We start from the raw sequence: 12,843 nt of genomic DNA on the forward strand, positions 1-12,843 counted from the left end.
ATGAAGAACATTAATTTTAAGATAAAATGGCTAAGCCTTAACGAAGCGCAAAAGAAGATTGCTGTAGTGCTTATGGTTTTTATAATAATAATATTAGTATTATGGATAACGATTTACAGGCCATTAAGAATAAAGGAACTGAATTTAGGCTTGGAATTGAAAGCCCTTAATGCTCAGATTGCGCAGATAGAAAGCATATTTGGCAGCGATGCATCAATAGATGAGGGTATGCTGAGGATAAAAAAGGCGTCTGAAGCTGCTTTGGATAAGTTGCCAGCAGATGAGAAAGATAGCATAAGGATGCTTTCTGATGTAGCCAGGAAACATAATATTGAAATAATCTCCATTAAGCCTCAGCCAAAATCCTTGGTTTTAGACAAAGACCGGAAAGAGATCCAGGCTGAAGGCAAAACATGCCATAGTATTTTTGTCTCAATAGATATGATTTCAAGCTTCTCGGATTTGGTAGCTTATCTGGCTGTATTGGAAAATGAATTTAAAACCTTTATTACAGTAGAAGAGCTTGCTATTAACAGGCTGGAGTTATCAGGGGCGAAATTACCGGTAATCTTAAGCATTAACCTATATTTACTCAGCTAAATGAAAGATAAAAAACAACTTGAGGCAATAATTACTGTTGTATTGATAGTCATTTTTATATTTACGCTTGTACGCGTATTCGGCAGGACCAAGAAGAATCTTACAGCTAACGAGAATGCAAAAACCGTCGTTGGCAGCTTTAATAAGATACAGGCTCAGGAAAAAGATAAAGATACGCCTAATAAAAGGCTATCCATCTGGCGAGAAGAGGCATTAAAGCTCCAGCTTAAGACTGATCCTTTCACCGGGGCGCGTATCAGCCCGGTTAAAACTTCCGTCAGGCAATTGTCTCTTAACGGTATCCTTGCCGATGATAAAGGGATATTAGCAATTATTAATAATGAAATCGTCGGTGTCGGTGACAGGGTCGATAACTACATTGTTATAAAAATAGAAAAAGATAAAGTTATATTGAATGATGGAGTAAATAATTTCGAGATCAGGCTTAATAGGTAATCCGCTTTTTATAACCCTGCGTTTTAAACCCTTAAACCCAAGAAGATCATGTTTCAAAAATACAGCAAGATTATAAAATTCTGCATGCGTTATGGCTGGAAATTCTTTAAGCCCGGCAGGTTTACGCCTAAAAGATTACCCAATCTTTCTATTGAGGTAACAAATTATTGTAAATCAAGGTGTGTTTTTTGCGCCAACTCTATAATGAAAAGACCAAGGGTTAATCTCGATATGGGTTTATTTGAAAAGGCAGTACAAGAATTTGCAGGGGCAGGAGGCGGATGCATTGATTTTAGTGTCTGTATAGGTGAGCCGTTATTGGATCCATACCTGCTTAAGAGGGTAAGATTTGTAAAAAGTTTTGATAATCTTAAAGGATTAGGTTTCGTTACAACTTTACAGGAATTAAATAGTTATGACCTGGCAGAATTTATTGACGCCGGTATTGACTGGCTTAATATCTCATCTGTTTTTTCTGGAAAACAAAAATATAAGGAGTTCTTTGGCACAGATAATTACGAACAGACGCTTGATAATATAATAAATTTGTTAGAAGAGAACAAAAAGAGAGGCAATAAAATAAATATTAGTTTTGATATAAAGCCGACCGAAGAGACAATAAGTGAGATAAAAAGCAGCTCCGATTTTAAACTGATTGACAGGTTAACGGACGGACATTTGAGCAAGCGCGTTGATGCAATGTCTATATGTGTTGACGATTGGATTGGAAATGTGCAGCTGCCGGGTTATTTAAAGAAGAGAAAAAGGCCCCTTTATCCCAGGGTTTTCAGGCCTTGTTCGCTTTTTTATAACAAATTGATAGTCTATTCAAACGGTAAGATAGGGATATGTTCCTGTCGTGACTTTAACGCAGATAGCGAGATGATATTAGGTGATATAAGAGAAATTGGCATTTTGGAAGCGTGGGCCAGCGAGAAAATAAATAATTTACGCAGGAATTGGAGGCTGAAAAATGTCATCCCTGAGATATGCCGAAAATGTTCTGCGTATTCTTATTAATTACCTTAGGAGGTGACTGAAATGGACTGGAAAATATTCTTTGCTACATTTACCGCTGTTTTTCTGGCTGAGTTAGCGGACAAAACACAATTAGTCGGTATTGCTATGTCGGCAAAATCAAACAAGCCGTTATTTGTCTGGTTGGGTTCTGTGTCAGCCTATATGATTGTTACGGCGGTATCTGTTATCCTCGGGGTAAGCTTTGGAAAATATTTAAGGCCGGAGTTGATTAAGTATATCGGCGCGTCGTTATTTATAATTATAGGCTGTTTAATGTTTCTAGGAAAGATATAATACTAATCCAGGATTGTTTTAAGTTCTTTGGTTTTTTCGAAAAGTTTATTTATGAATTCCTGGATTATTTTACGGTTTTCGCTCCCCATCTGTAAAGAACGGCAGATACTATCTGCTGTTTTAAGCAGGGAAAGGGCCTTATTAAAACAGTATTGCTGGGATTTTGATTTTCTTATCAGGTCCCTGAATGCCAATAGGTCCGAGTTCGTTTTCTTCTCTTTCTTTAAAATGCGCCTGATTGTTATCTTGTCGTTATTATTAAGTTTTTTATAAGCCTGCCATAGGAGAAGCGTTTTCTTAGACTCAACCAGGTCGCTTAATATAGGCTTGCCGATTGATTTTGAAGAAGAGAAGATGTCAAGCAGGTCATCCTGGATTTGGAAGGCAAGGCCGAGATTAACGCCAAGCTTAGATAGTTTTTTAAGCTCTTTATCAGGCACGCCGTTTAGTATCCCCCCTAATAATAAAGGTGTCTCAAAAGTGTACTTTGCTGTTTTAAGCAGGTAATTCAGGTATATGCTTTTTTGCGAGATTTGTTCTATGTTCTTTGTGCTGTTTACCACATCAATAAATTCGCCGGCCCCTGTAAAAGCGGCGGTTTCAACCAGTTTCTTTAAAGCTAGTTGTTTTCTCGACAAGTTTTCATCAATCTGCAAAAAGGAATCAATAGCAAGGGCAAATATTATGTCTCCGGCTATTATACTTAAGTGCTCTCCAAGTTGTGATTTTTTGCTGACCCCAAATTTATTATTAAACAGGATATGCAGCGTTGGCCTGCCTCTGCGTAGATAGGACTTATCGATCACATCATCATGGATAAGCATGAAATCGTGGAAAAGCTCAAGGGCCAAAGAAGAGCGTAATAATTTTGGGAAATTTATTTTCTTATTTTTTGCATATCCGCAATAACTTACGATGTAGAGTATCGGCCTGATACGCTTGCCTTCCCTCTGCAGGAAATCTTTGATACACTGATAAAGGGCAGGTGATACAGAATTTACCTTGTAGTTTTTTAAGGTATCGGCAAGGAATATGTCTATGCTTTTATTCAACCGCGCTTTAAGATAATTGACGTCTATTTTCATGTGCCTATGTTAGCATAAAGCAAATTTTATTACAATAAATTGTTGAATATTGGCCTCTTTGTTATAGTATAATAAACATATGGGACTAACGCTGCGCCAATTCATTTCAAGCCTGCGCCTTCCTTTTGTAAGTTCAAGCTTGATTCCTTTTATTTTCGGTTCGATCATTTTCCGGCAAGATTTTAAATGGTTTAATTTTATTTTCGGCATATTTGCTGTCCTGTTTGCGCATCTTGGCGCTAATGTCTTCAATGATTATTGTGACAGCAGGTCAGGTTGTGATTGGAAGGACCTTAATTCTTACGGATTCTTTGGGGGCTCAAAACTTATCCAGCAGGGAAAGCTCAGCGAACGGTATTATTTGTTTTCCGGATTGGTTTTTATGTTCCTTGCGTTAGTCTGCATGGCCTGTCTTTTTATCAAACTAAGAGATTATAAAATAATATATTTCGGGATTTTAATTGTTTTATTATCGGTCGGTTATTCGCTGCCGCCTTTAAAATTATCTTACCGGGGATGGGGAGAGATAGCTGTATTCATTTTATTCGGGCAGGCATTGGTTATGGGCGGATATTATTTACAGTCCGGGATATTCCCTGATTTCAGGTCTTTTATGCTTTCGCTGCCGTTAGCCTTTTTAATTACCGCTATTTTATTCTGCAATGAGATACCCGATTTTGATACAGACAGGCTTAGTAATAAGAGGACATGGGTAGTAAGGGCAGGGCCGAAATATGCCTACTTTGTATATATTCTTATTAATATCTGTTCAGCTGCGGCAATATTTATAAATGTTTATTTTGGTTTTATGCCTAAACACGCGCTCCTTATTATTTTTATTTTTATTCTCCCCCTAAAGGCAACTTTTATTCTGCGAAAAAGTTATAATTCTAAGGAAAAATTGTTAGCAGCTTCAAGGTTAGCCATAATTACACACAATCTTAGCGGCATCGGATTAATATTAGCAACAGTTTTACGATGAAGAAAAAAATACTAATAATCGGAGCAGGTTTTGCCGGATTACAGGCTGTTAATATTATCCGTTCAGGCTTAAAAAGGATAGTTGATTTTGAGCTGGCGGTTGTTGATAAAAAAGAGACTTTTGATTTTCTCCCCATGTTACCTGATATAATCTCCGGCAGAGTATGGCCAGGCAATGCCAGGTTGGACTTGAAGGAATATTTCTCCTCTTTAGGTGTTGATTACATACATGACGAGGTTGTGGCATTACATTTGAAAGAAAAGTATGTTGTATTAGCTTCAGGCCGGATAATTGAATTCACATTTATATTGCTAGCTAGCGGTTCCGAAACAAATTTCTACAATAAAGCGGATATCAAAGAAAGGTTTTTCAGGCTGGATTCCGCTTCTGATGCTTTAAAGCTTCATCTTGAAATAATGAAAGAGCCCGGCAGGAATATTTTGATAGTCGGAGCAGGATATACCGGAGTAGAAGCCGCAAGCAGCGTGCTTCAATTATTAAATAAGCTGAATGCAAAGAGCAGGGTTTATTTAATAGAGATATCCAGTAATATTCTGTCTGTTTTGCCTGAATGGATGAAAAATTACATTGAAGATATGATGCGTAAGCAGAACGCCAGGATATTGACAGGGGTTTCTCTTGAAAATTTCGAAAATTCAAAAGCGCTGCTTTCAGACGGTACAATTATTGAGAATGCTTTAGTGGTTTGGGTGGCCGGAGTCAGGGCACCTGATTTTATCAGCAAGGCAGGGATAAATCGCGATAGGCAGTCAAGAGTTATAGTAGATGGATATCTTTGTTTTGCTGAAGGCGCGTATGCTGCCGGAGATTGCGCAGCTTTTAATTATCGCGGCAAGGTGTTGCGCATGGCAGTGCAATTTTCTATTTTTGAAGCCAGGACGGCAGCCAATAACATCCTAAATGAAATACGGGGCAGGGAAAGAAGATTTTACCATCCTATAGATTTGGGATATATAGTCCCGTTGTCCAATGGTATTGGCTGTGGCCAGGTTCTTAATATAAGAGTGAAAGGCCGCATAGCCTGGTTTATGCATTGGATTATGTGTATATACCGGACGCCAAAAGCGGCAAGAAGGATCAAGTTGATTAAAAACCTAATATACGGCAAGGAGGAATAAAATGGGGGCATATGTATTAGTACCTATCCGGCTGGTTATGGCGGTTATATTTTTGAAGGCAGGGCTTGGGAAAGCGTTTGGCTGGTTTGGGGGGAATGGAATTACTGCTTTTTCTGAATTTATCGGCGGCATAGGTTTTAAACCAGGATTATTTTGGGCAAATTTAGTTGCATATTCCGAAATTGTGTGCGCTCTTTTTATCCTTGTTGGTTTTTTAAGCAGGCTCTCTTCAGTTATACTTGCGGTGATAATGGCTGTTGCCATATTAAAAGTGCATTTAACTTCAGGTTATGAATACCCTTTGCTGATTCTTGCCTGCTGCCTTGCAATAATCATCCAGGGGCCGGGAAAATTAGCAGTAAACAATTTATAATCTAAGTATATCTTATGGGCAAAAAAATATCGATAGTCGGAGCTGGCATAGGTGGGCTTGCTTTAGCTGCGAGGCTGGCAAAGGATGGATATAATGTGGAAGTTTACGAGAAGCTATCTAGGTGCGGGGGGAGAAACAATATAATTGAAGATAGCGGATATAAATTTGATACCGGGCCTTCTTTTGTTTTGATGCCTGATTTCTTCGACGAACTTTTTTCTTATTGCGGCCAGGATATAAAAGATTATCTGGAGCTGAAAGCTTTAGATATCAGCTATAAAATATTCTATGCCGACGGCCAGGCAGTGACAGTTTATAGGGATTCGGAAAAAACAAAAGAGAGCATAGAGAAGATTGAGCGAGGGGCTTCGAAGGCATTTGATGATTTTATCTTTCAGACAGAAAAAATATATAAGAGCGTAAGGCCGCTTTTATACAAAAGCTTCAGGCCGCAGGACATTTTGAATTTAGCTAATATAAAACTTATAGCGAAAATAAAGGCATTTGATACATACTGGAGCCTTGCCAAGAAATTCTTTAAAAGCGAGAAACTCTGCTATGCTTTTACTTTTGAGGCTATGTTTATGGGGGTTTCTCCTTTTGATGCTCCGGCTTTTTACAGCATAATAAGCTATACTGATCATAGGCAAAAGATTTTTCACCCTATGGGAGGCATGTATAAGATTCCCCTCGCATTAGAAGAGATGGCAACAAAATTCGGTGCAAATTTTAATTATAATTCAGAGGTCAGCAGTATTAGTAAATCTTCAAATGGTTCGGTCGAGCTAAAGATCGGGGAGGAACGCATTAATTCGGATATAGGCGTTATCAATGCAGATTACTCTTATGCTCAAGAAAGCCTTTTGAATAGGCGCCTGCCGGGTTATAAATATTCTTGTTCAGTATTGCTTTTCTACATCGGAGTAAGAAAAAAACTCAGCAATTTAACCCACCATAACCTGTTTCTTAGCGGAGATTTGAGAAAAAATCTGACGCAGATATTTAAAGATAAATCTGTGCCGGACGAGCCGTCATTTTATGTTCATGTCCCCACGGTAACTGATCATAGCTTAGCTCCAAAGGGTAGCGATATACTATATGTCTTAGTGCCCGTTTCTAATCTTAGCGGTAAAGAAGGCAGGATTGACCAGAGCCAGGAGCAGAGGATAAAAGAGTTTGTATTCCAGAAGATAAACGAAGTATGCCGGGAAAAAATTGAAGATTATATTGAAGTTGAGCTTAAATTTTATCCCGAAGATTTTATCGGCAGGTATAATATAAAATATGGCGCAACTTTTGGTCTCGCCCATAACTTCATGCAGAGCGCATTTTTCAGGCCCAATAATCATGATACAAGAATTAAAAACCTTTATTATGTCGGAGCCAGTACACAGCCGGGGGGAGGGCTGCCTGTTGTAATTGCCAGCTCAAAGATAGTTTCTGACCTTATTAAGTTACGCGGTTAACCCGATTTCTTTTTTGTGACCAGTTTAGTTATACACGAAACGACACTCTTGGTAGTATAATCAGGGGTGGATGCCCCTGCGGTAATCCCTACACTCTTCTTATTTTCAAACCAGCTTTTCTTGACATCTTTTCCGGATTGTACCCAGTATGTGTTCTTATTGATGGATCTAGAGATTTCGTATAGCCTTCTTGTATTTGCGCTGCGCCGGGAACCGATTATTATCATAACATCATTTTGAGCAGGCATTTCTTTGATCTCAGCCTGTTTTATCCTGGTGGGGCGGCATATTGTATTAAAAAATTCTAGAGCAGGATTAATTTTTCTTAAATGATCTACCAAGGATAAGACTTTCTCTGAATTTTGCGTGGATTGCACAAGCACGCATAGTTTTTTATTCTTAAGCCTGTCAGCCCTGGTATTGTTTATGTTTTGGATTACCAGAGCTTTCCTTTTTAACTGGCCGATGATCCCGACGACTTCTTCGTGGTTTTTATCTCCTATCACAATAATATCACAACCCTCTTTTTCCTTTTCTTTCGCTATCTTATGGATTTCTTTAACCATCGGGCAAGTAGCATCGGCGATTTCATATCCGGATTTAATTGCTTCAAAAATGATTTTTTGCGGCGCGCCATGTGCACGGATCAATAATATTTTATCTCTGCCTTTTCCCAGCTTGCTGATTTTTTGTACTCCAATTCTCTGGATATTGCGGGTGACATCTTCGTTATGTACGATATCACCTAGCATACACACCGATTTTTTATTTCTGGCTGTTTCAAAAGCAATGCTAATCGCTCTTTTTACTCCTGAACAGAAACCGGCTGATTTAGCAATATTAATTCTCATTAATAACCGCCTTTTAAGATTGTACACACTATTATTTTGATTTTTTTGAAATTATTAACTTCAATTCTTTTATTAAGAACATCATAATCGTTATTTTCAATTTTTTCGAGTATTGAACTGTATAGATTTTTCATTATTGCGACAACCAGGCGCAGCCGTTTAAGGCGGATGATTTTTATGCCGCTGGAGCTTTCTGAGTAATACTGCCGGGCGCGGCTTACCTGGAATTTAATCAATTCAATAAAGGCGTTGTCTACAATTCCATTACGGATATGCGATTCACTGACAGAAAAACGCTGCATCTCATCTTGAGGAATGTAGATTCTTGAATTGTTAAAATCCTCTTTTATATCTCTTACTATGTTAGTAAGCTGCATTGCTATGCCGAGTTTTACGGCGTGTATCCTGGCACTACCATTATCATCGCCAAAAATCCTGAGCATGATCAATCCGATTACCCCGGCAGCTTTGTAGCAATAACCATATAGCTCTTCAAAATTCTCATACCTGTTTTTACCTATGTCAATAGACATGCCCTCCAAAAGTAAGTCAAAATAACTTCTTGGTATATCATACCTCCGGATCGTTTCCCTGAATACATATATCAGTGGGTCGTTAATCAAGCCATCCCCATAGGCAAGGTTAATTTTATCAGATATTAATTTTAATTCTTTGGCTGCAGTTTCACCATAATTAGAATCGACTGATTCATCGCTTAGACGGCATATAGCATAAACTGCGTAACAGGCGTAGCGCATTCTCCCCGGAAGGAAGAGAGAGGCAAAGTAAAAGGTCCTGGCAAATTTCTTTGTCAATTGTTTAGCGCATTTGTATCCCTGCTTTTTCATAGTTGTATTTTACAATATAATAAGTTAAATTAAAGATAAAAATTACATTAGTTCATAGTTGATAGTTCATTGTTCATGGAAATGGCATTATCTGTGAACCGTGCTCTATGAACCATGAACTAATTTATATTGATTAACTTTCTCTATGAAGTTAAAATAATTGATAGCCATGTCAAAATATCTGATTTTATTAATCCTGTCTTTAGCCGTTCCTTTTTTATTCAGTTTCTGGCCAGAATTGAGATTCTATAAGAAAGGAAACCTCAGGCGTTTATTTTTGTCTATCCTATTCATAGTCATAATATTTGGCGGCTGGGATATATTTGCTACCTGGAGAGGGCACTGGAGTTTTGATCCTGACGGTGTTCTTGGGGCCAGGATTATTAACCTTCCGCTGGAAGAAGTCTTATTTTTTGTAGTTATCCCATTTTGTTGTATTTTTACGTGGGAATCATTAAAATTGATTTCAAAGATGGGGGGCCGTTGAAAGAATACACGATTATTGCCTTAGTTTCGGTAGTTATTACTATCTTTACCGAATATAAGTTGAAAACCGGGATTTTTAAGAACAGGCTGTTTTATCGTTTTTTACTGATAATCCTGTTATTTAAACTTATGGTTAATGGGTATCTTACTTCCAGCCAAATAGTTAACTATAACCCTGATTATTTTTTGGGCTTGCGGCTGATAAGCATACCTTTTGAAGATTTCTTGTTTGGTTTTAGCATGGTTACATTAACAATATGTTTTTGGGAGCATTTTGGTGAGCGTAATAATTAAGGCAGCTATCTTTATTATAATATTTTTCTTTATATCGCATGCGCAGGTTTTTCCTATGGATTGGAGGTCTCTGCATGAAATGGCAGACAGCCTTACTCTGGAAGAAGCAGTGAAGAGATATGAATCTGACCCTTCTGCGGAAAATATATATATCTTGGGATTATGCAATCTTACTAATCATCGCAATAAAGAAGCTATGAAAAATTTTGTCAGGCTAAGTGAGCTTAAGCCCGGTTCGGTTGAATCTGAATGGGGTATAGCCGAAGTCTTGCGGCGAGGACATGATTTGGCAAAAAGCAAAATAATTTTGTATAAGATAATAAAGGAAAACCCGGATTTTGCTCCCGCTTATTTAACCTTAGCTTATGTAGAATACTTAAATAGGAATTTTGAAGAGACTGTAAAACTTGCATTTAAGGTAGTTAAAATGGGAAGAGCTGATATAGATGTCAGCAGCTATGCAAGAGCATATTTATTGGTGGCAGCAGGCAAGGGAATGATCGCTCATTTTGGCGGGCCTATTTCTAAGGCGATAAACGGGACTGCAGTCATGTCCAACATAAAAAAGGCACAGAGTTTACAGCCTGATTCCGCAGGGCTGATGTTCAGCCTGGGCAGCTATTATCTTTTGGCACCGGCTTTAGCCGGAAAGGACATCGATGAAGCAGAAAAGTATTTAAAAATGGCTATTGAGCGTGATCGTTTCCTGGCTGATGCTTATGTAAGACTGGCTCAAGTCTATAAAATTAAAAGAAAGGTTGATTTATATAATTCCTTTCTTAATAAGGCGCTAGAAATAGACCCGGGCAATGAGCTGGCCAAGGATATTAAAAGCCTTAAATGCAATTTTATATGTCCTGATTAGGCAGGATAGCACTATTTTAAGTTTTCCTTGACACTTTAAAAATGTCATGTTAACTTATTAGAAATGAATAAGATACAAAGCCAAGATAAAAGAAGAGACTTGCGCCTTAGGGCTTATCATTTGGTTAAATATAAAGTAATTTCAGATGCAGCCCAAAAGGATGCCCCTATGCTTATGGCTGCTATTGTCGATATTGGTGCCGGTGGGGTGCGTTTAAGTTGCGATGAGCCTATAGCTCCGGCTTCCATTATTGAAATAAAAATCAATTTTCCTTCCTGGGGTATCCCTATATTCAGTTTGGCTAAGGTAGTATGGATCAGAAAAAGAGGCAAAAGCAATAGATTTTTGGCCGGCTTGCAATTCTTGGAAGTCAATCAGGCAATGCGTAATTTAATAAGCGAAGAGGTCAATCTTGTAAATAACAAACTAAAACTTAAAAAGTATAGATTTTTATTTACGAAAGGAGATGGGACGATGAAAAACTTTTCTAAGATCCTTATAATCCTGGCAGTCATATGCGTTCTAGTTGCCCTTTCATTAAAGGTGACTACGATGGGAAAGCTATTGCCTGGTCCGTTACCGATAAACTGGGCTAAATTAGCCGATACCTTTCTTTTGTTCGCTATAGCCGTTTCTTTGCTTAACAAAGACGTAAGATAGCTTTACGTAAGCGCATTTATAAACCCAGAGGCTTACTTCTTTGTTTCAAAAATATGGCTAGTAAATTCATTCCCATTATAATATCATTAACTTTTTTGCCAGCTTTATCCGGAATAGGGCTGGCGCAGGAATTTAACCTTACTCCCAGAGACAATACTATTTTTGTTACGCTCAACCAGCTGCAACAGAGAGAAGAGGCAATAAGGGATGCAATGAGGGATGCCCAGTTAAGGCTGGTTGAAAGTGATTACGCCGTAACAAAAAGCAGCGCAGGCAAAATCAGCGATAGAAAGTTGTTCCGCGAGAAAATATTTTCAATAAAAGGCCATCCTTATGTTGATATAACTAATACTTTTAACGATAATATCGATAACACCAGGCATAAAAAGTCAGCTATCATTAATACCGTTTCTCCCGGATTCAAGCTTAACCTGATTGGAAGAAAGAAATCCGTATATTTAGATACTTATCTTTCTGCGCTTTATTATAATAACCGTTCCAGGGAGAATATCTGGGAGGCGGGCACCTCTGTTTTAGGAAACATTAGTTTCGGTAAATTCTTAGCTTCGGTTTACGACAATTATAATGATAACCGTATTGGTGGCAGTGATGTAGGGGTTAAATTAAATACGGCTGATTATTATTGGTCTAATAAGTTCAATACGAGCTTTAGCGGGAATTTCAACCGTTACGGATTTGATTTGGGATATACGAGGAACGATATTGAGTATAATGAAGGTTATGACCCGGATTCGCTTACCGATGATGATGAGGACAGCGTTAATGCAAGCCATTTTGAAGAGATTTTTAATTTTAATCAATATCTGAGGCTTGCTACAAAGACCCGCCTTATATTTGAATATTCATATGGGAATGTCACTTATACTACGAAACTTACTCCTTCGGAGGATAACTTTTATAATATTATGGGTATTGGCGTTTCCGGAGTATTGTCGCCCAAAACAACATTTTTGACTAAATTAAATTATACCGACACTGATTTTAAAGAAAAGGATGATACTTCAGACTTATTGTTCGGAGTTAATATTGGTTACCGTCTTTCGGATAGGGCGGATTTAGCATTTTCTCCCAGTTATCTTGTGCATAGCACTGCCAGTACAAGCCAGAGGTATAACAAAGTGACGATGGATATAAGCGGTAACCACCGTTTTGCTTTTAATCCAAGACTTAAGGCGTCCCTTGGGTATAAGCAGGAATTCTTTGATTACGGCAAAAGGGACGGCACTGAAACAGTCAATACTTATTCTTTTGGGCTTGCATACGCTTTTAAGAGATGGCTTGATTTCAGCCTGGGATATGTCTACAAAGAGCGCAATTCCAATGTTAATGAAGAATACTACGGTAATACATTTACATTTAAGACACAAGCTAAATTTTAATATTTTTCTTATTAGGAGGATGAA

General features: G+C 38.0%; 16 protein-coding genes. 13 read left to right on the forward strand and 3 right to left on the reverse strand.

What is annotated here, in order from left to right; all coding sequences use genetic code 11:
* Genes C4533_06270 through C4533_06285 form a run of 4 tightly spaced genes read left to right on the forward strand, consistent with a single transcriptional unit; the run spans position 1 to position 2,370 of the window.
* Positions 1–600, forward strand: a complete 600-nt coding sequence (locus C4533_06270; protein RJP28072.1) for a hypothetical protein — start codon at positions 1–3, stop codon at positions 598–600.
* Positions 601–1,056, forward strand: coding sequence for a hypothetical protein (locus C4533_06275; protein RJP28073.1), 456 nt, complete (start codon positions 601–603; stop codon positions 1,054–1,056).
* A 48-nt stretch (positions 1,057–1,104) separates the two neighbouring features.
* Positions 1,105–2,076 carry a radical SAM protein gene (locus C4533_06280; protein RJP28074.1) on the forward strand — a complete coding sequence of 324 codons (972 nt, stop codon included), beginning with the start codon at positions 1,105–1,107 and terminating at the stop codon, positions 2,074–2,076.
* 21 nt (positions 2,077–2,097) lie between these two features.
* Positions 2,098–2,370 carry a TMEM165/GDT1 family protein gene (locus C4533_06285; protein RJP28075.1) on the forward strand — a complete coding sequence of 91 codons (273 nt, stop codon included), beginning with the start codon at positions 2,098–2,100 and terminating at the stop codon, positions 2,368–2,370.
* 2 nt (positions 2,371–2,372) lie between these two features.
* Here C4533_06285 and C4533_06290 read toward each other — a convergent pair whose 3' ends face one another.
* Positions 2,373–3,455 (reverse strand): polyprenyl synthetase family protein, encoded by a 1,083-nt coding sequence (locus tag C4533_06290; GenBank protein RJP28076.1) that lies wholly within the window; start codon positions 3,453–3,455, stop codon positions 2,373–2,375.
* Between the two features lie 79 nt (positions 3,456–3,534).
* Between C4533_06290 and C4533_06295 the strand changes: the two genes are divergently transcribed.
* Genes C4533_06295 through crtI form a run of 4 tightly spaced genes read left to right on the forward strand, consistent with a single transcriptional unit; the run spans position 3,535 to position 7,415 of the window.
* Positions 3,535–4,437 carry a prenyltransferase gene (locus C4533_06295; protein RJP28077.1) on the forward strand — a complete coding sequence of 301 codons (903 nt, stop codon included), beginning with the start codon at positions 3,535–3,537 and terminating at the stop codon, positions 4,435–4,437.
* A complete protein-coding gene (locus C4533_06300) occupies positions 4,434–5,576 on the forward strand; it encodes a hypothetical protein (protein RJP28078.1) in 1,143 nt (380 codons plus the stop codon). The genes C4533_06295 and C4533_06300 overlap by 4 nt, the downstream gene beginning before the upstream one ends.
* A gap of 1 nt (position 5,577) precedes the next feature.
* Complete coding sequence (locus C4533_06305; protein RJP28079.1) at positions 5,578–5,949, forward strand: DoxX family protein; 372 nt, start codon at positions 5,578–5,580, stop codon at positions 5,947–5,949.
* 14 nt (positions 5,950–5,963) lie between these two features.
* On the forward strand, positions 5,964–7,415 hold the full coding sequence (gene crtI / locus C4533_06310; protein RJP28080.1) for a phytoene desaturase: 1,452 nt from the start codon (positions 5,964–5,966) through the stop codon (positions 7,413–7,415).
* Here the strand turns inward: crtI and ispH are convergent.
* On the reverse strand, positions 7,412–8,266 hold the full coding sequence (gene ispH / locus C4533_06315) for a 4-hydroxy-3-methylbut-2-enyl diphosphate reductase (protein ID RJP28081.1): 855 nt from the start codon (positions 8,264–8,266) through the stop codon (positions 7,412–7,414). The two genes, crtI and ispH, sit on opposite strands and share 4 nt — an antisense overlap.
* Complete coding sequence (locus tag C4533_06320) at positions 8,266–9,114, reverse strand: phytoene/squalene synthase family protein (protein RJP28082.1); 849 nt, start codon at positions 9,112–9,114, stop codon at positions 8,266–8,268. Before C4533_06320 ends, ispH begins: the two co-directional genes overlap by 1 nt.
* A gap of 169 nt (positions 9,115–9,283) precedes the next feature.
* Between C4533_06320 and C4533_06325 the strand changes: the two genes are divergently transcribed.
* The 5 genes from C4533_06325 to C4533_06345 all read left to right on the forward strand — a co-directional run bounded on the left by C4533_06325 (position 9,284) and on the right by C4533_06345 (position 12,819).
* On the forward strand, positions 9,284–9,601 hold the full coding sequence (locus C4533_06325; GenBank protein RJP28083.1) for a lycopene cyclase domain-containing protein: 318 nt from the start codon (positions 9,284–9,286) through the stop codon (positions 9,599–9,601).
* A complete protein-coding gene (locus C4533_06330) occupies positions 9,523–9,894 on the forward strand; it encodes a lycopene cyclase domain-containing protein (protein RJP28084.1) in 372 nt (123 codons plus the stop codon). The genes C4533_06325 and C4533_06330 overlap by 79 nt, the downstream gene beginning before the upstream one ends.
* Entirely contained in the window at positions 9,878–10,759 is an 882-nt protein-coding gene (locus C4533_06335; GenBank protein RJP28085.1) for a hypothetical protein, read from the forward strand. Before C4533_06330 ends, C4533_06335 begins: the two co-directional genes overlap by 17 nt.
* Before the next feature lie 63 nt (positions 10,760–10,822).
* Positions 10,823–11,419, forward strand: a complete 597-nt coding sequence (locus tag C4533_06340) for a PilZ domain-containing protein (protein ID RJP28086.1) — start codon at positions 10,823–10,825, stop codon at positions 11,417–11,419.
* A gap of 53 nt (positions 11,420–11,472) precedes the next feature.
* Complete coding sequence (locus C4533_06345; GenBank protein RJP28087.1) at positions 11,473–12,819, forward strand: hypothetical protein; 1,347 nt, start codon at positions 11,473–11,475, stop codon at positions 12,817–12,819.
* Positions 12,820–12,843 lie beyond the last annotated feature (24 nt).

It is taken from the genome of Candidatus Omnitrophota bacterium (assembly GCA_003598025.1).
Taxonomy (GTDB): Bacteria; Omnitrophota; Gorgyraeia; order Gygaellales; family Profunditerraquicolaceae; genus Profunditerraquicola.